This window comes from Acidovorax soli, assembly GCF_014207955.1.
Classification (GTDB): Bacteria; Pseudomonadota; Gammaproteobacteria; order Burkholderiales; family Burkholderiaceae_C; genus Acidovorax; species Acidovorax soli_A.
The window spans coordinates 325755-343368 of record NZ_JACHLK010000004.1; the positions used below are offsets into that span (position 1 = coordinate 325755).

Here is a 17614-nt window from a genome sequence, read left to right on the forward strand (position 1 = left end):
GGGGCGGCAGCAGGCTGCGCTCACGCAAACGGGTAGGGCCCCTCGAACGCTCCGATGTGGCTCACATGGCTGACCATGCCGTGCACCGGGTCCCACAGGTGCAGCAGGCAGCCCGCGGGGCCGACCACCGAGGCGGGGGCGGCGTCGGGGTGCAGCTGCAGGCAGATCTCGGTGGTGGTGCTCGGTGCCGTGCACACCACCGTGCCCGCCCAGCGCCGCAGCATGCTGCGGTGCACGTGGCCGCACAGCACGCGCTCCACCTGCGGGTGGGCGCGCACCACGGCCTCCAGGCCCTCAGCGTCCATGCAGCGGTAGGCGTCCAGGTAGGGGATGCCGCTCATGAAGGGCGGGTGGTGCAGCATCAGCAGCGTGGGCTTGTTGGGTTGCCGGGCCAATGTGTCGTGCAGCCAGGCCAGTGCAGCCGCATCCACCTGCCCATGGTGCAGGCCGGGGAGGCACGAGTCCACGGCGACGATGCGCACGGGGTGGTCGTCCACGCAGAAGTGCAGGGGGCCTTCGCGCGGCAGGCAGGCCTGGTCGTGGAAGGCCGCGCGAAAGGCTTCGCGCTCGTCGTGGTTGCCCGCCATGGCCAGCCAGGGGATGGTGGTGGTGGCGGCCAGCAGGCGGCGCACCTCGCGGTACTCGGCAGGCCGGCCATGGTCCACCAGGTCGCCGGTCAGCACGATGAGGTCGGGCCGCCGGTCCAGGGTGTCCAGGTGGGCCAGTGCCTGCGCAAACATGCGGTTGGAGTCGACCACGCCCTGGTAGCGCACACCGGGCTCGCGCACATGGGGGTCGGAGAGCTGGGCGATGAGCATGGTGGGTGGTGTTTCTGGTCTTCCGTGCGCGGAAAAAGGCCGGCCGCCGGCTGGTGCCCACAACAGGCGTGGCGGCCAGTATGGGGAATGCCCCTTGCCTGATGAATACGCTGGATGGCGTACCGCGCGGGGGCCGGGGCGTGGTGTGGCCGCCTCACCACCTGCTTGCGCGCCTCGCGCACCCAAGGCGCCTGGGTGCCCAGGTCCTGCAACTGGCCGTTGGTCTCGGGGCCCAGGTACATCAGGTGGGGCGTGCCGTGGCCGTTGACGGCGAGGCCCTAGCCCACGTGGTTGCGCCCGGCCTCGTCGAAGCGCTGCCTGCCCAGCGCGGGAAAGGGGGTCTCTTTTGGACCGCAAGGGCGTGGATGAAGATGTCCGAATTCGGCGAGCCAAACCGCCAGCTTTTGCAGACACTTCGCCTGTCCATTCAAAGCGGAGGCAGCCGTGGCGTACTTCTCTCACACCCTTTTGCTCAATGTCGGAGCTGACAAGGCCTGGGATGCACTTCGTGACGTAGGCAACCTGCACACCCGCCTGGTGCGGGGCTTTGTGGTCGAGTGCGAGTTCGACGGCAGTGCCCGCCTCCTGACCTTCGCCAATGGGGTGAGAGCAACCGAGCGAATCGTCGCCATCAGCGAGCCGGACCGGCGCGTCTCCTGGTCGGCGATCAGTGAGCGCATTGCACACCACAATGCCTCTGCCCAGGTGGCGCCGGAAGGCCCGGGGTCTTGCCGGTTCACTTGGTCCGTGGACGTGCTGCCCGATTCAATAGCTCCCAGCATCGAGGCCATGGTGCAGGCGGGCCTCCAGTCCATCAAGCGGACTCTTGAGCAAGAAGGTGCCGCTTGATCCGTCGCTGTGCTAACTCCCATCGGCGTGACACCCGGGCCGCTCAGTCCACGGCAATGCCCAGTCGAGCAACCGACAGGTTTGCAGGGGGAGGTGCTGCGAGGTTCGCCGTTGCAACACGCCAATTGCTACAGTGCAGGTTTTCGTACACTAGCGATTCGCAGCCATGCCGCCCTTGGACATCAACGGTTGCCCGGTGGAAGTCGGCACAACGGTCCGGATCCTTTCCCTTTCCGGCCAGTGGTTCGATGATTTGCCGGCAGATGAACGGGACGACGTTCAGTCGATGATCGGCGAAGTATTCACCGTCGAGGAGATCGACAAGTACGGCCAGCCGTGGGTGCGCAAATCCTGGCCCAACGAGGCCGAGGGCCGGTGCCACTCCCATTCGGTTGCGCTGGAGCCGCACGAGATGGCGGTGGTGCAAAATTCTGCCTAGCGTTTCGCTGCGCAGCCCCCAGAAGAAACCTGTGTCCAAAGTATCCACTCGCCGCATCCATCCCGCAGGGGCCGCACAGCACATTGCGCGGGGCTGAACTGATGCAAGAGCGCCGGGACGTCTATGCGTACTTTTGGGTCGAGGGCTACTTTGTCTCCCACGCCGACATATCGGCTCGCCTTGGCCTCACGCCAAGCTCCACCCGCAGCCTTGGCGAGCAAGGACGCTACGGTGCACCGGCACGGGCCAACGGGTGGGAGCTGCTGAGCCCGCTGGCGCGTGGGGAGGGGCTTCTTCAAGACTACCTTGACTCGCTCCTGGATCTTTTGGAGAGTCGCGCAGCCGCTGTTCGCGAGCTGGCTTCCGACTACTCCGCTGGCATCAACTGTGTCGGGTACTACCACGGTGCCAACCCCGGCCTGCACCTGTCCCGCCGATTGATCGCGCGCCTGGCCGCACTGAATTTGCCAGTGGACTTTGACCTGTACAACTACGGTCACGACCGGACTGCGTGACGCGCTGCGGCACCCGGCATCCGCACGGACCGCAAGAGACGGCAAGCCGCCTTTGCCCGGCCAGAACCACTTCACCGAATGGCTCCAAGCGCCTAAGTTTCGCCTAAGTTTCCACCCAGAAACTGCCTTCCATCACAGCAAATCCCTTGCTAGGAAAGGCAGATTCACCATGGATACCTCCAGCTTTGTCGCATCCACTCCCCGCCGCCTGATCGCCGCGCTGGTGGCCGCAGGGGCCCTGGGCGCCGCGAGCGTCGGGCTCATCAGCGGGCACCAGGCGCGGGCCTCGGCACCCGCGCCGGCGCCCGTGGTGGCGCAACAGGCCGCGCTGCCCGCGGGCGTGGCGCTGCCCAGCTTTGCGCAGATCACCGCGCAGAACGGCCCGGCCGTGGTCAACATCAGCGTGACGGGCAGCACCCGCGGCGCCTCCCTGAACGGCGACGACGATGACGAGCAGCCCACCGCGCGCCAGCAAAAGCGCCAGGCGCCCGGCCTGGACCCCGATGATCCGTTCTACGAATTCTTCCGCCGCTTCGGCGTGCCCGGTGCGGGTGGTGGTGCGCAGCCCAATGTGCCCACGCATGGCCAGGGCTCGGGCTTCATCGTCAGCCCCGATGGGCTGGTGCTGACCAATGCCCACGTGGTCAAGGGCGCGAGCGATGTCACCGTCAAGCTCACCGACCGGCGCGAGTTCCGCGCCAAGGTGCTGGGCGCCGACCCCAAGACCGATGTGGCCGTGCTCAAGATCGACGCCAAGAACCTGCCCACGGTGCGCCTGGGCAGCACGCGGGACCTGCAGGTGGGCGAATGGGTGCTGGCCATCGGCTCGCCCTTCGGCTTCGAGAACAGCGTGACGGCCGGCGTGGTCAGCGCCAAGGGCCGCTCGCTGCCCGACGACAGCCTGGTGCCCTTCATCCAGACCGATGTGGCGGTGAACCCCGGTAACTCGGGCGGCCCGCTGTTCAACGGGCGTGGCGAGGTGGTGGGCATCAACTCGCAGATCTACAGCCGCTCGGGTGGCTACCAGGGCGTGTCGTTCGCCATCCCGATCGAGCTGGCCGACAAGATCAAGTCGCAGATCGTCGCCACCGGCAAGGTGCGCCATGCGCAGCTGGGCGTGGCCGTACAGGAGGTGAACCAGGCGTTTGCCGAGTCCTTCCAGCTCGACAGGCCCGAAGGCGCGCTGGTGGCCAGCGTCACCAAGGACAGCCCGGCCGACAAGGCCGGCCTGCAGGCGGGCGATGTGATCCGCCAGGTGGACGGCCAGCCCATCGTGGCCTCGGGCGACCTGCCGGCCTGGGTGGGCCAGGCGCAGCCCGGGCAAAAGGCGCGCCTGTCGGTATGGCGCCAGGGCAAGCCCGTGGAGCTGACCGCCACCCTGGGCGATGCCAGCGACAAGGGCAAGGCCGTGGCCAAAGCCGACGAAGCCGTGGGCAAGGGCCAACTGGGCCTGTCGCTGCGCCCGCTGGACGCCGATGAACGCCGCGAGACGGGCCTGGGCGCGGGCCTGGTGATCGAGCAGGCCCGCGGCCCGGCCGCCGCCGCCGGCGTGCAGCCCGGCGACGTGCTGCTGGCCATCAACGGCGCGCCGGCCAAGGACATCGAGCAGGTGCGCGCGGCCATGGCCAAGGCGGGAAAATCTGTCGCTTTGCTCATCGAGCGCAATGGCGACAAGATTTTTGTCCCCGTCCGTCTGGGTTGATCGCTCCCGCGTGAAAGGGGCTGCTTCGGCGGCCCCTTTTTTCATCCATTCTTTCGCTATGCTTGCCGCACCATGCGACTGCTGCTCGTTGAAGACGACCCCATGATCGGCGAGGCCGTGCAGGACCTGCTGCGCGCCGAAGGCTATGCCGTGGACTGGGTGCGCGATGGCGATGCCGCCGACACAGCCCTGCGCGCCAATGCCTACGACCTGGTGATGCTGGACCTGGGCCTGCCCAAGCGCGACGGCATCGCCGTGCTGCGCGATCTGCGCACACGCAAGGACCGCACGCCCGTGCTGGTGGCCACCGCGCGCGACGCCGTGGCCCAGCGCATCGAGGGGCTGGACGCCGGGGCCGACGACTACGTGCTCAAGCCCTATGACCTCGACGAGCTGCTGGCCCGCATCCGCGCGCTGCTGCGCCGCGCCGCGGGCCGGGCCGAGCCGGTGTACGAGCACAAGGGCGTGAGCATCAACCCCAGCACGCGCGAGGCCAGCGTGAACGGTGTGCCCGTTGTGCTCTCGGGCCGCGAATGGGCGGTGCTGGAGCCCCTGCTCGCGCGCCCGGGCCTGGTGCTGTCGCGCCAGCAGCTCGAAGACAAGCTCTACGGCTGGGGCGACGAGGTCAGCAGCAATGCGGTGGAGGTGTATATCCACGGGCTGCGCAAGAAGCTGGGGGCCGACATTCTGCTCAACGTGCGCGGGGTCGGCTACCTCGTACCGAAAGCATGACGGTGACGACCACCACGCAGCCCAGGTCCTGGCGCACGGCGCTGCTGCCGCGCTCGCTGCGCGCGCAGCTGCTGGTCTTTCTGCTCGCGGCCATCCTGCTCGCGGGCGCGGTGCAGGGCGCGCTGGCCTACCGCAGCGCGCTGGACGAGGCCGACACCCTGTTCGACTACCACATGCAGCAGACCGCGCTGGCCCTGCGCTCGGGCCTGCCGCCCGACATGCGCGAGCTGGGCCAGGGCCTCTCGGGCGAAGACGAGAACCACGAATTCATCGTGCAGGTGTGGACCAACGAGGGCCTGCGCATCTTTGAATCGGCCGTGGGAGCGGCGCTGCCGCAGATTGCCGTGCTGGGCTTCACCAACGTGCAGGCGCGCGGCGGCACCTACCGCGTGTTCTCGCTGCAGACGCGCGCCCAGGTCATCCAGGTGGCGCAGAACATGGCCGTGCGCAGTGGTATGGCGCGCACCCTGGCCCTGCGCACGCTAGCCCCGCTGGCGGTGATGGCGCCGCTGCTGGTGCTGGCCGTGTGGTGGGGCGTGAGCCGCTCGCTCGCCCCCGTGGAGCGCGTGCGCCGCCAGCTCGCGCGCCGCCAGGCCGACGACCTCTCGCCGGTGAGCGACGAAGAACTGCCCGACGAAGTACAGCCCCTGGTGACCGAACTCAACCTGCTGTTCGAGCGCGTGCAGGGTGCCTTCGCCGCGCAACAGCACTTCGTGGCCGACGCCGCGCACGAACTGCGCTCCCCCCTGGCCGCGCTGCGCCTGCAGCTGCAGGGCCTTCAGCGCGCAGGCCAAGACGACGCGGCGCGCGCCGTAGCGGTGGAACGCCTGTCCGCCGGCATCGACCGCGCCACGCGCCTGGTGGAACAACTGCTCACCCTGGCCCGGCAAGAGGCCGCCGGTGCCGCCAGCCCCAGCGATGTAGTGGACCTGCGCGCCGTGGCCCAGCTCGCCCTGGCCGACGCCGCCCCCGCGGCCCAGGCGCGCGGCATGGACATGGGCCTGCTCGACTCCGAGGCCGCGCCCATCCCCGGCCGCCCCGAAGCCCTGCGCATGCTGGTGCGCAACCTGCTCGACAACGCCGTCAAGTACACGCCCGAAGGCGGCCAGGTGGACCTGCAGATCCAGCGTGCCGCCGATGGCGCGGTGGAACTGGTGGTCGAAGACAGCGGCCCGGGCATCGCTCCTGAACACCGCGAGCGCGTGATGCAGCGCTTTGTGCGCGAAACCGCCACCGCCGACAGCGCCCCGGGCAGCGGCCTGGGCCTGGCCATCGTGCAGGCCATCGCCCAGGCGCATGGCGCCACGGTGGCGCTGGATGCTTCCGCGCGGCTGGGTGGGTTGCGGGTGGTGGTGCGGTTTCCCGCGGCGGCTGCTTCCGTCGCATAGGCAGCAGCCACGGCGGCTGCATGGCCCCACAATGCGCCTCAACATCAAAGGGGGCTGCATCGTATGAACTTCATCGTGTTGGGCGCAGGCGCCATTGGCTGCTATGTGGGTGGGCGCCTGGCGGCGCAAGGCCAGAACGTCTGCCTGGTGGGCCGCCCCCACGCCATGGAGCCTCTGGCACGCGAGGGCCTCACCGTCACCGACCTCGACGGCTACCGCGCCCTCGTGCCCGCCGCGCAGTTGCGCCTGGCCGGCACCTTGGCCGAGGCCGCGCCCGGGCCCGATACCGTGATTCTGCTCTGCGTGAAAAGCGGTGCCACCGAAAGCGCTGCGCGCGAGCTGGCCGCCGCGTGTGCGCCCGGCACGCCCGTCATCTCGCTGCAGAACGGCGTGGACAACGTGGCCCGCATCGCAGCACAGGCCCCCGCCTTGAAGGCCCTGGCCGGCATGGTGCCCTACAACGTGGTGCTGCGCGGCGCCCAGGTGCACCGCGCCACGGCCGGCGCCATCCAGCTGCAGCGCGATGCCGCCACCGAGCCCGTGGCCGCAGTCTTCAACGCCGCCGGCCTGGCCACTGCGCTGCCCGAAGACATCCGCGCCGTGCAGTGGGGCAAGCTGCTGCTCAACCTGAACAACCCGGTCAACGCCCTGTCCAACCTGCCGTTGCGCGAAGAACTGCTCGACCGCGACTGCCGCCAGGTTTTTGCCGCCCTGCAGACCGAGGCCCTGGGCGCGATGGCACGCGCCGGCATCACCCCCGCGCAGGTGACCGCCGTATCGCCCCAGATGCTGCCCAAGGTCATGCGCCTGCCCAACTGGCTCTTCACCCGCCTGGCCAAGCGCATGCTGCAGATCGACGCGAGCGCCCGCTCCTCCATGTGGGATGACCTGGAAGCCGGCCGCGTGACCGAGATCGATGCGATCTGCGGCGCGGTGGTGCGCCTGGCCGCGCAGCATGGGGCGCAGGCGCCGCTGAGTAGGCGGATGTGCGAGCTGCTCAGTGGGCCGCGGTTGCGGTTGACGGGGGTGGAGATGAAGAGGGCGCTGGGGCTCTGACGATGTCCAGTCGCAAGAGGCATTTCGATCTTTCGTAGTCGATGGCATGGCGGCCTGGTGACCAGATTCATGCGCTGCGCATGACCAGCCCGCCGCGTTCGGCCATAACCGGGTTGGAGCCCCTGCCCTTCTCCACTACGATGGTTGCCATCGCACGCAGTTGGTGCCTCTGCCGCTGCTGCAATCCGGTCGCACCCCTTGCGAGAAGCCCATGATCCGTTTTCTGTTCGTGTTGGCCCTGTGCTGCATGCCGCTGCTCGCATCGGCTGCAGACATCACCATCTCCTGCATCGGCCCCGAGTCCGACGACTGTCCTGTGGCCGTCGATGTGGTGCTGCACAGGGAGACATTCGTTGCCTCGTTTGACCAGCGCGCAGCAGACGGCAAGTGGTTGCAGCGCCAGGAGGTCTTCTGGTGCAAGGGCATGGGTGTCGACAGCCCGTACCGCTGGCTGCATCCCGCGTGGGGCATCTGCGAACCGACGGGCACCTTTCGCACCCTGAATGGTGAATTCACCAAGCGGCAGCTGGCAGAGAACGGGGTCAGTTTCTCGACCCGGCAGGTGCAGGCACGGTGCGAGCCCGGCGACCTCTCCAGGCCGTCGTGCGGACCGACCGTGTGGCCGCCGACCAATGAACGGTTGCGCCTGTCCTGTATCGGGCCGGACACCGATGACTGCCCGGTGGCGGTCGACGTGAAGCTGCAGGGCGACGGGCTGCTCGCCACCGTCTCCACAGAGCCCGGCGGGGGTGGCCAACGGTCCTTCTTCGAATGGTGCACCGGCTTCTCGATCACCGGCGATGCGCCCCTGCGATGGTGGGCCTCCAAGGGCTTTCCGTGCCTCTTGTGGGGGACCTCCCGGCCGCTCAACGGCGAACTGACCAAGCGCCAGTTGGCCGACGCCTATGCCATGTTTGAAACCCGCACCGTCGAGGCGGTGTGCCAGTTCGGAGGCTCCGGGCTGACCAGCAGGCAGCCGGCTTGCACCAAGGTGCAGCGCTAGGGCGTGCCCCGGGCAGGTGCGTGGTAGCGATGGACTGCCAGAGTGCTGCGCCATCGAGCGCTGTCCTTCTGGCCAGCCTGGCCAGGCCGCAGGTGTGCATTCAGCGAACTCGACAGGGGCGGTGGCGCCGCCTTCAACGCGGCGTATAGCACTTGCCCCCCGCAATCGCCGCAGTGACGGCCAGCCCCAGGCTGGTCACATCGGGGTAGGACGATGCGGCCGCACTGTCCTCCAGCAGGCACAGGTGGTTGGCCTTGCGCACCAGCACCACCGGGCGCGGCATGCTGACGGCCCTGGAACTGTAGGTTCCCCAGTAGCCCACCAGCTCGCCGCTGGCGCTGGCTGCGCTGCGCAGGTCGGTGATCGAGAAGGCGCCGGCCAGGGGGCCCGTCATGGGGGTGCCCGGGCCGCTGCACTGCGCATTGCGGTAGCTGACCCCGCCAGCGCCTATCGACAGCGATGTCGGCGTGGCGTGGGAGACGCGCCACATGTCCGTGAGGGCGATCCCGTCCGGCGTCACGTTGCACTGGTCGCGTTCCCACTGCCCGTCGGCCAGGGCGCCCTCGGGCACGCAGCGCACGGCCACGGTGTCCACCACGGCGGCGGTGACCGTGCCTGCGCCATCGCGCACCACGCAGCCCAGCCCCTCGGGCCGAGTCTTCACCGTGACGGCATAGGCCGCACCGGCGGCCAGTGGTGTGGCAAAGGTGAAGCTGCCATCGGCCTGCAGGGCCAGGTCTTCGCTGCCGTTGCGCAGCACCACCGCCTGGCCCGCGGGCACGCCGCTGATGCTGCCTCCCAGGGTGTTGCGCTCGCCCGGCAGCACCACGCAATCGACCAGCACCGAGGCGTTGGCCGTGGCCAGCGTGCCCGTGTTGCGCGCCACCGTGCAGCGCTGGCCCGTGGGCTGCGTCTTGACCGCGACCGCGTAGCTGCTGCCCAGCGGCCAGCTGGCCGCCGTTGAAACGAAGCCATTGGCGCTGACGATGAAGTCGTCTGCACCGTTGTTCTGCAGCACCAGGCTCTGGCCCGTGGCCAGCCCGGCCACCGAGATGCCCAGGGGCCGATAGTTCTCGCCGGGCGCCGGCGGTGTGGTGGTGTCGGGGCCGTCACTGCCGCCGCAGCCAGCCAGGACAAGGGCCGCGGCAAGCCCCAGTGGCGCAAGGCGCCAGGTCGCGGGAGAGGCCAGGATGGACAGACGGCAGGCAGCGCGGGGCGCACTGCAAATTGCAGCAGCAACGGGCATGGAAAGCTCCTCTCGAAGTGGTGGACGCGTCGAACGCGCGTCACCTGGTTGGTGTGCTGTCAGTGTGTCGTTGAATGGCCGTGCAGGCGTGTGATGGGTGTCACCGGTACCGCGTGGGGCGACGCCGTCAACGTATCCAGATGTTCCGGGGCCACCTCTTTTGCGGGGTGCGTGTCGTGCTCCGTCGCAGCCCGGCGCCATCGGCTCGGGCGAACGAGTGAGTGAATGAATGAGTGAGCGATACTGCACATCACCATGAGCCTGTTGCATGCGCTTCGCCGCGACCGCACCCTGCCGCGCTGGCTGTCTCCTGCGCCATGGATGCGCACTACCGCCAAGGCCCTGTGGGCGGTCTTCAGCTGCCTGTTCGGCATGGGCTTGGCTGCGCTCGCCCCATTTGCGCCGTTCGGTGGCTTGCTGCTCGTGCTGGTGGGCGCTGCCATCGCCATGGATGGTGCTGAGGGCATCGGAGCGCGGCTCTACGGCGCGGCGTGGTTGCTTGCGGGCCTGGCCTTGCTGGCACGCCATTGGCTGTGATGCGCCTGCGCGCGCGCTGCCGTGCTGCCATTGCGACGGACGTCACCGATCCCACCCCAAGGCCTTCCCCGACTTGTTCAGCACGTCCTGGCAGCCGGCGGCCACGTCGTGCACGCCCAGCATCTTCAGCAGGTGCGCGGCAATGTCCGGTCGCATGCCCATCGCGGGGATGCCGTGCTTGGATACCTGCACGGTCTTCACCGCCGTGTAGGCGTCGAAGGATTCGCGCACGATGGCCTCGTGCAAGGACGCCACATGGCCCGAGCCGCAGGTGCCCGACACCCGGTCGATGGTGAGCGGCAGCATGTCCGTCGGCACCTGGCCCCAGGCGGGGCCGGACAGCCAGGCAGCCCGTGCGGCCCGCAGAAGCTACGATGGCGGTGAGCGCACGCGGGGAGCCGCTCAACTGTCTCTCGCACATTTTTTCAAGCGGCCTGTCGATATCCCACTGCTTCGTTCGTCGTAGGTTCAGGCGCGCACGGCATCTGCCGGGCGCAGCGCCTGCCTTCCGACCAAACCCCATCCACCCAGGAGACCATCCCATGCCCGACTCCAGCGCCAGCCCCGTCAAAGGCCCCGCCTCGTACTTCCCCTCCATCGAGGCCAAGTACGGCCAGCCTATCAGCCATTGGATGGAGGTGCTGCGCGCGGCCGGTGCGCGCAAGCACATGGAGTATGTGGCCCTGCTCAAGACCGACCACGGCATGGGCCATGGCCATGCCAATGCGCTGGTGGCGGCGTTCCTGGTGCAGGCGAAGTAGCGGCAGGGGGTTGGCCGCGCAGCGGGCTGTGCGTCCCGGGGCCGCCGCTACTGCAGGTACAGCTGGCCGTTGAACTCCACGATGTCGTTGGCATAGCACTGCCCGCCCACCCGGTAGATGGCGCGGCCCGCAACGCTGTCCGACACCATGTGGAAGTAGTGCACCAGGTTGATGGCGTGGGTGCCCTTGGGGCTCACGTTGCACTCGCCGCTCAGGTAGGGCTTGATGCCATCCATCTGGAAGCCGACGTACAGGTAGTTGCCCGACTCCTCCACGAACATCAGGCCCTGCGCCAGCGCCGCGGGGGCCTTCATGGCCTGCGACCAGTCCGGGTAGCGGGCGCCATCGTCCGCACCGAATCGGTCCACGCGCAGCGCTGTGAAGTAGTCTGCCAGGCGCGCAAAGTCCGCCCCCGGCGGGGTGATGTGGGCCTTGAGCCTGCGGTACAGCGCCGAGCGCGCCTTCTTGCCCTTGATGCGCAGCTTGAGGATGAGCCCGTCGCGGTCGGTGTGGCGGGTGAGGAAGTTGCTCCAGTGGTCCACCTCCACGGCCTGCCGCTCCTTGTGCGCCGCAATGCGCGCCTGCGCCGCCGGCACATCGTCGGCCCACAGTGCCAGCACGGCTTGGGGCATGCTGGCCCACCAGGTGTCCTCGGCCTCCCGCTGGTCGTGCGCGGGGTCGCTGCTGCCCTCCCAGAAGACCGAGCGGGCCCAGGTGCCCGCGCCGTCGTTGAAGGCATAGGTGTCGCAGCCGTCCTCGTGCGACAGCAAGGCCCAGAACTGCGGCGTGGTGTTGTTGTGGTTGTTGCTGCTGCCCGCCTCGCGCAGCAGCGCGAGCAGGTCTTCGCAGGCGTCGCCGAAAAGATCCAGCTGGTAGAGGTCCTTGGCGATCTTCTTGCTGGTGAGGGTGGTTGCCCTGTCCAGCGCGCCGGGTTTGTGCACGGCCGGGCTGCCGAAGACACCGGCCAGGGTAGCCAGTATGGCGGCATCCAGCGTGCCGCTGGCCTGCGCCAGCCGGGCGCCGGCCTCGCTGTCGGAGGTTTTGGCGATGATTTGCAGGGAGATTTCGGGCATGGGGGTGTGGGGGCAGAGGGATCGATGGGCCGAAGGCCGATAGGCCGGTGCATGCAGTCTAGGGCTGGTGGTGGCTGGGGCACTGGACAGGTTGTCCATGACGCCGGCAGGCGGCTCTTTGCCCTTGGCGCCGGGATGGCGATGGGCGTCTCGCGGCCACCCCGGTACACAGCCGATTTCGCGGTTTTGATGGATTAGGTCGGCGTGTCGCTGAAGGGCTCCGCCGCTACCTGGTGCTCGTCCTCGTAGACGATGTAGCCAGGTCGCTTCGTCCTCAGCACCTGAACCGCCACGTCGTGCTCGGCAAGCAGGGTGGACATGCGCCGCATCTGGCGGATATGTTCGACGGCAGAATCCTTGAACCAGCTCAATGCGACTTTCTTGGCATGGGGCCGCGCAGCCCGCGCGAAGCTGCTCGGCTGCTTCAGGTGGTGCCGGAACCAGTCCCTCAGTTCCTGGTAGACGCCTTGGTGCGGACCTTGCAGCAGGCCACTTTCGTCCAGGTCGGCCAGCGCCTGGAATAGACCCTGGCGTCGCCCGGAGTCGTTGTCATAGGCGTGAATGACAAATCGCGTGAACATCGTGGACCCATTGTGGGCCCATCCAAATTCGGCCCAAGGGACCATGTAGCGGAAGGCTATCCATGGGATGGATCCGTGGCATCGTGCGCTGGTGCCAGCGGGGCCAAGGCCAGGAGCAGTTCCTGCGCAAGGCGCCGAGGCAATTCCCAGGCTGGGTGGCGCATGTCTGCGAGCGAGGCATCCGCTGTTGGAGCACCGCGCCTGGCTTGCAGTGGCACCTGGCTGATGCTGTGCCGAAGTCGCTCTACGGCCAACTTCTGTTGCGCAGTCATCAGCCCCGCGGGTCATCGACCAATTGGGTGGGCTGCAGCAAGAAGTAGAAGAGCTCGCCTGCGACGAGGTAATTTCCTTGGTCGATGCAGCAATCCTCCGGACCCATCGCGAGGGAGCGGACGTGGCCCACGTACCAGTCCAAATCACTTTGGAACGATTCCAGCGCGGGAGAGGCGTGTGGCGACGGGTTGTTCATGGGGGTGTACGGCAGAGCTGTCACGTGTCGTAGTGAGTTGCCTGGTCGAGTGCGACTTCTTTGAAGAGCGCCCACGGGCAGGACGCCGCGAAGGCTTCCAATAGTGCTGTGGCCTTGACGGTGCTTCCAGCCTTGAACAGATCATCTGCCTGGATGATGGCAGCCATCGTTGCCTTGTTCCAAGCGCTTTCATTGCGCCTGAAGCCAACGACGGCTTGTGCAAACTCACTGGGGCTGAGCAAACTCGGTAAGGGATAGTTTGGCGTGCTGAGGGCTACATGCATTTGCAACTACGCAATGTTCTGTGGCGACGCGAGCTTGATCAACGCATCTTCTGGCTGCTCTGCCAAGTCGTGGAACCATTGGGTAAGACCATCTCGCTGCGTCATTGCTTTTCAGTCACTTCCTGGTGTTGCTCTTTGCCCGCACTCGCGCTTTCCCACGGGGCGCTCCATGTGGGCGTTGCCCTCGGCCAAGCCCCGGCCGCAGTATGCGGTACATGGCCCTCAGCTCCAAGCTGGGCGTTGGATCTCACAGGGCCGCGCGCCGGCCGGCCCTGGTACGCGGTGGCGATACCGCAGCCCTGCGGGTGTTCTGAACGCCTACTGCGCCAGCAACTGCGTGGCTTCCACCGCCAGCGCAATGGCCGCAACGGCCTGCAGCAGCCGCAGTGCACCACGGATCTCGCCCAACTGCCGCCCCGCGCGCAACAGAAAGCGCTGGATGCGCCGGGAGCGGGGCGCAAGCGAGGCGACCAACAGCACCAGCACGGGCGCCATCAGCGCGTAGAAGGCCTGCTCCGTCGGGCTGTGCACAGGGTTGCCGTCGATGCCTGCAGGCAGCTTGCCCATCACGAACATGACATTCCAGGCCAGCAGGGCCGCGACCAGGGCCTTGGTGCGCACGGGAAAGCCGCGCGCGGGCGTGGGCACGGCCGGGCGGCCGGTGGTGAAGCCGGCGTCGCGCAGCGCCTGCAGCAGCGCGCCTCGGGCACGCGGGCTGCAGTACAGGACAAACATCTCCGGGTAGTCCGCGCGGTGGTGGTGTATGCGCACACCCGTTGTCAGCAGGGGCAGGTCGCCCACGGCCTCGACCGTCAGCACATCGGCAGGCGCAAAGCGGTACTGCCCGAGAAAGCCGACGCAGAGCATTTCAGGCGATACCTCGGCGCGGGCCAGCGGCCAGGGCGCGATGATGCCGCCGACAAAGGCGCCGCCGCGCAGGGACATGGTGGTGGTGTGTTCGGTCATCGTCATCGTCCTGCCCTCCGCATGGTGTCGTCGATTGCGCGCCGCATGCCGTGCGCACTGCGCCAGTTGCCGTTGCGGGCGCGGGACCATTGGAGCATGGGCCCCCCGCTGCCGGGTACAAGACCGCACGTGCTGATGGCACATTGCGCCTGCGGGGGCGGACTGTCAACGGGGTTGGGCCGGGGCTCGTCGCGCTGCGCCCCGGAAGCGCCCGCCCGCACCTGGCCGCTGGCCGGCAGTGTCAGCAGGAGTTTCATGGACGGGCGCGGTGACAGAAGCAGCAGCGGACGCAGGGCGCCGATAGCGCTCACAGAGCGGCTAGACTGCAGCAATCATCGGCCAGCATGGACCCCGGAATACCACCATGGAAAAGTTCATCAAAAGGGTTCGCAAGGACATCGCCAACCATGGCTGCTCCGTGATCGCCGTGGGGGACGAAGAACCGCCTTTCGCCTATACGGTGGGGCTGTGGTCGCGCTTCAAGCACCCTGAACTCATTGTGTTCGGCCTGCCCACCGACCTCACTGCGGACCTTCTGAACGCCATCACCGCGAAGATCGCAGCGGGGGCCGAGTTCAAGGTGTTCAGCCGGCTTCACGACGTGGGCGGAAAGTTCGGGCTGCAGGTCAAACCCCTGCATGGCATGCACCTGGACCGTTACTTCGGCTTCGGGCTCCGCTTCCACGGGCAGGAGTTCCCCATTGCCCAGGTGGTCTGGCCCGATCGGGCGGGGCGGTTTCCCGAAGAGCCCGGCCATGACCAGTCCTACGCGGACCTGCAGCCCGTGCTGTCGGGGGCGCCGCCTGCCCCGTAGTCAGGTAGCGCCCCAGTCATTTTGAAGAGCCCCAACGCGCGAAGGAACAAGGTCTGTGCGACACATTGCAGCAAGTGCCGGACCCCGAAATGTCGGCGGGCGCAGCGGGCCCCCGCAAGGTATGGTGGGCTGCGTGGCGCCGCTGATGCGTCCGGCAGCAGAAGGTGGAGGGCCGCGCCGATGACGAACGCACTGCTTGCCACCCTCCAGGCGCTCGAGGTGGAGCTGCACCACCCCGGCGTGCGCTGCGATGCCCAGCGCCTCGATCAACTGCTGCACCCCGACTTTCATGAAGTGGGCCGCTCGGGCCGAAAGTACGACCGGGCCACCGTCATGCGCTTTCTGGGCGAGCAAGTGACGCCTCCTCCGGTCATCTCGGAGCACTTCGCGCTGCAAGCGCTGGGGGCGGGCATCGCCCTGCTGAGCTACCGGTCGGCGTTTCGCCGGCCAGATGCCACGCTGGAGAACCACACCCTGCGCTCCTCGGTCTGGGTGCTCCACGGGGCCCGGTGGCAGCTCATCTACCATCAGGGCACACCCGCGGCCGAGGCGTGGTAGCCAAGCCGCCTACGCCGGCCCACCTCCACCCAGCGGCACCTGCAACCCCGCCTTCAAGCACCCCAGCGACACCGATGTGCGAAACCGCCGCACGTTGTCGTCACCCTCGAACAGGCGGCGCGTGAGGGCCTCGTAGTCGGCCATGGAGGCCACGTTCACCACCAGCAGGTAGTCGGCCTCACCAGTCACGCTGTAGCACTGCTGCACGGCGCCCTCGGCCGCAATGCGGCTGCGCAGCGGAGCGGTGCGGTCCGGGCGCTCGTTCTCCAGGTGCACCTCGACCATGATGGTCAGCGGCAGGCCCACCTTCTCGGGGTCGATCACGGCCACGTTGGCACGGATCACGCCGGTCTGCTGCAACCGCTGGATGCGCCGCTGCACCGCGGGCGCCGACAGGTGCACGGCCTGCGCGATGGCGCGCTGGGGCGTGGTGTTGTCGCGCTGCAGGATGTCGAGGATGGCCAGGTCGAACGAATCCAGGGCGGGCAGGGCAGGCATGGGTGGTTTGGGCTGCGTTGGCGAGCGAAAGTTGCGTGAACAGCATGAATTTCGAGCCAAAAGCACGCCGCAGTCAAACTATATTTTCAGCCATGTCTTCCTTGCTGCTCCGCTACCAGCGTTTCGTTCCCTTCCTCGCCGTGCTTGGCGCCGTCACGGCCCTGGGCATTGGCACCTCGTGGGCCAAGCACACCCTGTTCCCCCTGGTGGGTGCGCAGGGCACCACGGCCGTGCGCGTGGGCTTTTCGGCGCTGCTGCTCTTGCTGCTGTGGCGGCCCTGGCGCTGGCAGCTGTCGCGCACCGACCTGCGCGCCACCATGCTCTACGGCGCCATGCTGGGCGCTACCAACCTCACGTTCTACATGTCGCTGCGCACGCTGCCCTTCGGGCTGGCGGTGGCCATCGAGTTCTCGGGCCCGCTGCTCATGGCCGTGCTGTCCTCGCGCCGCGCCATCGACTTTGTGTGGGTGGCCCTGGCCGTGGTGGGCCTGGGCATGCTGCTGCCCCTGGGCGGCATGAACGGCAGCACGCTGGACCCCACGGGCGTGGCCTACGCGCTGGCGGCCGCCACCTTCTGGGCGCTGTACATCGTGTTCGGCAAGCGCGTGGGGCATCTGCATGCCGGGCACTCCGTCTCGCTGGGCCTGGTGGCTGCGGCCGTGGTGGTGGTGCCCGTGGGCGTGGTGCATGCCGGTACCGCGCTGCTGTCGCCCTATGTGCTGCTGGTGGGCGTGGGGGTGGCGGCCATCTCCAGCGCAATCCCCATCTCGCTGGAGATGATGGCCCTGAAGCGCCTGCCCAAGGAGGCCTTCGGCATCATGATCAGCATGGAACCCGCCGTGGCCGCCCTGCTGGCCCTGGTCCTATTGGGCGAGGTGCTCACGTTCAACCAGTGGCTGGCGATTGCGCTCATCATGTCGGCGTCGATGGGGACGGCGATGACGGCGCGGCGCAGCGAGCAGGGCAAGCTGCAGCCGGCCTGACCTGGGCGGAGCCCCGTCGGTCAGCCGCGTTCCATACTGCCGCCCGCTACCCCTTGGCCTTGCGGCGCCCCAGCAAGTCCTTGACCCAGGTGGCGATGAACAGTGACTCGTCGCGCGTGGGCCCCAGTTCGTGTTCCTGCACCTCGTAGCCCAGGGCCTGGCGTATGCGGGCGGCCTTCCAGCGGGCTGGAGCGCGCAGGTCCCAGGTGCCGTGCCACAGGCGGAGCAAGGCCCACAGCAGCAAGAAGGGCGAGGCCACGGCCAGTGCCCATGCGGCCCAGACCGCGGCCCGTTCTTGGCCCATTGCTCGGGGTAGCGGTCCCAGAGGAACCACAGCAGGAA

The 17614-nt window shown here is 68.1% G+C and carries 23 protein-coding genes; 13 read left to right on the forward strand and 10 right to left on the reverse strand.

Going from position 1 to position 17614, the window contains the following annotated elements; all coding sequences use genetic code 11:
• Positions 1–20: 20 nt before the first annotated feature.
• Positions 21–818, reverse strand: a complete 798-nt coding sequence (locus tag HNP48_RS13125) for a phosphodiesterase (RefSeq protein ID WP_184857498.1) — start codon at positions 816–818, stop codon at positions 21–23.
• Between the two features lie 444 nt (positions 819–1262).
• Here HNP48_RS13125 and HNP48_RS13130 point away from each other — a divergent pair, with 444 nt between their 5' ends.
• The 8 genes from HNP48_RS13130 to HNP48_RS13165 all read left to right on the forward strand — a co-directional run bounded on the left by HNP48_RS13130 (position 1263) and on the right by HNP48_RS13165 (position 8502).
• Complete coding sequence (locus HNP48_RS13130; protein WP_184857499.1) at positions 1263–1667, forward strand: SRPBCC family protein; 405 nt, start codon at positions 1263–1265, stop codon at positions 1665–1667.
• Between the two features lie 175 nt (positions 1668–1842).
• On the forward strand, positions 1843–2106 hold the full coding sequence (locus HNP48_RS13135; protein ID WP_221480189.1) for a hypothetical protein: 264 nt from the start codon (positions 1843–1845) through the stop codon (positions 2104–2106).
• A 101-nt stretch (positions 2107–2207) separates the two neighbouring features.
• Positions 2208–2621 (forward strand): DUF4279 domain-containing protein, encoded by a 414-nt coding sequence (locus HNP48_RS13140; protein ID WP_184857504.1) that lies wholly within the window; start codon positions 2208–2210, stop codon positions 2619–2621.
• Between the two features lie 169 nt (positions 2622–2790).
• Positions 2791–4323: a DegQ family serine endoprotease gene (locus HNP48_RS13145; protein WP_184857506.1), complete on the forward strand. Its 1533-nt coding sequence runs from the start codon at positions 2791–2793 to the stop codon at positions 4321–4323.
• Between the two features lie 72 nt (positions 4324–4395).
• A complete protein-coding gene (locus HNP48_RS13150) occupies positions 4396–5055 on the forward strand; it encodes a response regulator transcription factor (protein WP_007853042.1) in 660 nt (219 codons plus the stop codon).
• Positions 5052–6443: an ATP-binding protein gene (locus HNP48_RS13155; RefSeq protein ID WP_184857508.1), complete on the forward strand. Its 1392-nt coding sequence runs from the start codon at positions 5052–5054 to the stop codon at positions 6441–6443. Before HNP48_RS13150 ends, HNP48_RS13155 begins: the two co-directional genes overlap by 4 nt.
• A gap of 63 nt (positions 6444–6506) precedes the next feature.
• Positions 6507–7499, forward strand: a complete 993-nt coding sequence (locus HNP48_RS13160; RefSeq protein WP_184857510.1) for a 2-dehydropantoate 2-reductase — start codon at positions 6507–6509, stop codon at positions 7497–7499.
• Between the two features lie 211 nt (positions 7500–7710).
• Complete coding sequence (locus HNP48_RS13165) at positions 7711–8502, forward strand: hypothetical protein (protein ID WP_184857512.1); 792 nt, start codon at positions 7711–7713, stop codon at positions 8500–8502.
• A 133-nt stretch (positions 8503–8635) separates the two neighbouring features.
• Here the strand turns inward: HNP48_RS13165 and HNP48_RS13170 are convergent, their stop codons facing one another.
• Positions 8636–9748, reverse strand: coding sequence for a hypothetical protein (locus HNP48_RS13170; RefSeq protein ID WP_184857515.1), 1113 nt, complete (start codon positions 9746–9748; stop codon positions 8636–8638).
• A gap of 255 nt (positions 9749–10003) precedes the next feature.
• Between HNP48_RS13170 and HNP48_RS13175 the strand changes: the two genes are divergently transcribed.
• Positions 10004–10285 (forward strand): hypothetical protein, encoded by a 282-nt coding sequence (locus HNP48_RS13175; protein WP_184857517.1) that lies wholly within the window; start codon positions 10004–10006, stop codon positions 10283–10285.
• 42 nt (positions 10286–10327) lie between these two features.
• On the opposite strand, the gene HNP48_RS13180 is transcribed toward HNP48_RS13175, so the two are convergent.
• Positions 10328–10591, reverse strand: a complete 264-nt coding sequence (locus HNP48_RS13180; RefSeq protein ID WP_184857519.1) for a hypothetical protein — start codon at positions 10589–10591, stop codon at positions 10328–10330.
• A 236-nt stretch (positions 10592–10827) separates the two neighbouring features.
• On the opposite strand from HNP48_RS13180, the gene HNP48_RS13185 reads away from it, so the two are divergent.
• Positions 10828–11046 carry a DUF4287 domain-containing protein gene (locus tag HNP48_RS13185; protein ID WP_184857521.1) on the forward strand — a complete coding sequence of 73 codons (219 nt, stop codon included), beginning with the start codon at positions 10828–10830 and terminating at the stop codon, positions 11044–11046.
• 47 nt (positions 11047–11093) lie between these two features.
• Here the strand turns inward: HNP48_RS13185 and HNP48_RS13190 are convergent, their stop codons facing one another.
• The 5 genes from HNP48_RS13190 to HNP48_RS13210 all read right to left on the reverse strand — a co-directional run bounded on the left by HNP48_RS13190 (position 11094) and on the right by HNP48_RS13210 (position 14419).
• Positions 11094–12119, reverse strand: coding sequence for a hypothetical protein (locus HNP48_RS13190; protein ID WP_184857523.1), 1026 nt, complete (start codon positions 12117–12119; stop codon positions 11094–11096).
• A gap of 194 nt (positions 12120–12313) precedes the next feature.
• On the reverse strand, positions 12314–12700 hold the full coding sequence (locus tag HNP48_RS13195; protein WP_184857525.1) for a hypothetical protein: 387 nt from the start codon (positions 12698–12700) through the stop codon (positions 12314–12316).
• Between the two features lie 271 nt (positions 12701–12971).
• Positions 12972–13169: a hypothetical protein gene (locus tag HNP48_RS13200; RefSeq protein ID WP_184857527.1), complete on the reverse strand. Its 198-nt coding sequence runs from the start codon at positions 13167–13169 to the stop codon at positions 12972–12974.
• Positions 13170–13189: 20 nt separating this feature from the next.
• Positions 13190–13336, reverse strand: a complete 147-nt coding sequence (locus tag HNP48_RS13205) for a hypothetical protein (RefSeq protein WP_184857529.1) — start codon at positions 13334–13336, stop codon at positions 13190–13192.
• A 435-nt stretch (positions 13337–13771) separates the two neighbouring features.
• The gene (locus HNP48_RS13210; RefSeq protein ID WP_221480190.1) at positions 13772–14419 is read right to left on the reverse strand and encodes a hypothetical protein; all 648 of its coding nucleotides are present in this window, start codon (positions 14417–14419) and stop codon (positions 13772–13774) included.
• 364 nt (positions 14420–14783) lie between these two features.
• Between HNP48_RS13210 and HNP48_RS13215 the strand changes: the two genes are divergently transcribed.
• Both HNP48_RS13215 and HNP48_RS13220 read left to right on the forward strand, forming a co-directional pair.
• Positions 14784–15233: a DUF4262 domain-containing protein gene (locus HNP48_RS13215; RefSeq protein WP_184857533.1), complete on the forward strand. Its 450-nt coding sequence runs from the start codon at positions 14784–14786 to the stop codon at positions 15231–15233.
• 180 nt (positions 15234–15413) lie between these two features.
• Positions 15414–15791, forward strand: a complete 378-nt coding sequence (locus HNP48_RS13220) for a DUF4440 domain-containing protein (RefSeq protein ID WP_184857535.1) — start codon at positions 15414–15416, stop codon at positions 15789–15791.
• A 9-nt stretch (positions 15792–15800) separates the two neighbouring features.
• On the opposite strand, the gene HNP48_RS13225 is transcribed toward HNP48_RS13220, so the two are convergent.
• On the reverse strand, positions 15801–16289 hold the full coding sequence (locus HNP48_RS13225; RefSeq protein ID WP_184857537.1) for an Lrp/AsnC family transcriptional regulator: 489 nt from the start codon (positions 16287–16289) through the stop codon (positions 15801–15803).
• A 92-nt stretch (positions 16290–16381) separates the two neighbouring features.
• Between HNP48_RS13225 and HNP48_RS13230 the strand changes: the two genes are divergently transcribed.
• Positions 16382–17272: a DMT family transporter gene (locus tag HNP48_RS13230; protein ID WP_184857539.1), complete on the forward strand. Its 891-nt coding sequence runs from the start codon at positions 16382–16384 to the stop codon at positions 17270–17272.
• 46 nt (positions 17273–17318) lie between these two features.
• Here HNP48_RS13230 and HNP48_RS13235 read toward each other — a convergent pair whose 3' ends face one another.
• Positions 17319–17576 carry a hypothetical protein gene (locus HNP48_RS13235; RefSeq protein WP_184857541.1) on the reverse strand — a complete coding sequence of 86 codons (258 nt, stop codon included), beginning with the start codon at positions 17574–17576 and terminating at the stop codon, positions 17319–17321.
• Positions 17577–17614: the final 38 nt, after the last annotated feature.

Coding starts and splice junctions, on each gene's coding strand:
- HNP48_RS13125 (WP_184857498.1), bottom strand. CDS start 818: ATGCTCATCGCCCAGCTCTCCGACCCCCATGTGCGCGAGCCCGGTGTG.
- HNP48_RS13140 (WP_184857504.1), top strand. CDS start 2,208: ATGCAAGAGCGCCGGGACGTCTATGCGTACTTTTGGGTCGAGGGCTAC.
- HNP48_RS13145 (WP_184857506.1), top strand. CDS start 2,791: ATGGATACCTCCAGCTTTGTCGCATCCACTCCCCGCCGCCTGATCGCC.
- HNP48_RS13150 (WP_007853042.1), top strand. CDS start 4,396: ATGCGACTGCTGCTCGTTGAAGACGACCCCATGATCGGCGAGGCCGTG.
- HNP48_RS13155 (WP_184857508.1), top strand. CDS start 5,052: ATGACGGTGACGACCACCACGCAGCCCAGGTCCTGGCGCACGGCGCTG.
- HNP48_RS13160 (WP_184857510.1), top strand. CDS start 6,507: ATGAACTTCATCGTGTTGGGCGCAGGCGCCATTGGCTGCTATGTGGGT.
- HNP48_RS13165 (WP_184857512.1), top strand. CDS start 7,711: ATGATCCGTTTTCTGTTCGTGTTGGCCCTGTGCTGCATGCCGCTGCTC.
- HNP48_RS13170 (WP_184857515.1), bottom strand. CDS start 9,748: ATGCCCGTTGCTGCTGCAATTTGCAGTGCGCCCCGCGCTGCCTGCCGT.
- HNP48_RS13175 (WP_184857517.1), top strand. CDS start 10,004: ATGAGCCTGTTGCATGCGCTTCGCCGCGACCGCACCCTGCCGCGCTGG.
- HNP48_RS13180 (WP_184857519.1), bottom strand. CDS start 10,591: ATGCTGCCGCTCACCATCGACCGGGTGTCGGGCACCTGCGGCTCGGGC.
- HNP48_RS13185 (WP_184857521.1), top strand. CDS start 10,828: ATGCCCGACTCCAGCGCCAGCCCCGTCAAAGGCCCCGCCTCGTACTTC.
- HNP48_RS13190 (WP_184857523.1), bottom strand. CDS start 12,119: ATGCCCGAAATCTCCCTGCAAATCATCGCCAAAACCTCCGACAGCGAG.
- HNP48_RS13195 (WP_184857525.1), bottom strand. CDS start 12,700: ATGTTCACGCGATTTGTCATTCACGCCTATGACAACGACTCCGGGCGA.
- HNP48_RS13200 (WP_184857527.1), bottom strand. CDS start 13,169: ATGAACAACCCGTCGCCACACGCCTCTCCCGCGCTGGAATCGTTCCAA.
- HNP48_RS13205 (WP_184857529.1), bottom strand. CDS start 13,336: ATGGCTGCCATCATCCAGGCAGATGATCTGTTCAAGGCTGGAAGCACC.
- HNP48_RS13210 (WP_221480190.1), bottom strand. CDS start 14,419: ATGACCGAACACACCACCACCATGTCCCTGCGCGGCGGCGCCTTTGTC.
- HNP48_RS13215 (WP_184857533.1), top strand. CDS start 14,784: ATGGAAAAGTTCATCAAAAGGGTTCGCAAGGACATCGCCAACCATGGC.
- HNP48_RS13220 (WP_184857535.1), top strand. CDS start 15,414: ATGACGAACGCACTGCTTGCCACCCTCCAGGCGCTCGAGGTGGAGCTG.
- HNP48_RS13225 (WP_184857537.1), bottom strand. CDS start 16,289: ATGCCTGCCCTGCCCGCCCTGGATTCGTTCGACCTGGCCATCCTCGAC.
- HNP48_RS13230 (WP_184857539.1), top strand. CDS start 16,382: ATGTCTTCCTTGCTGCTCCGCTACCAGCGTTTCGTTCCCTTCCTCGCC.
- HNP48_RS13235 (WP_184857541.1), bottom strand. CDS start 17,576: ATGGGCCAAGAACGGGCCGCGGTCTGGGCCGCATGGGCACTGGCCGTG.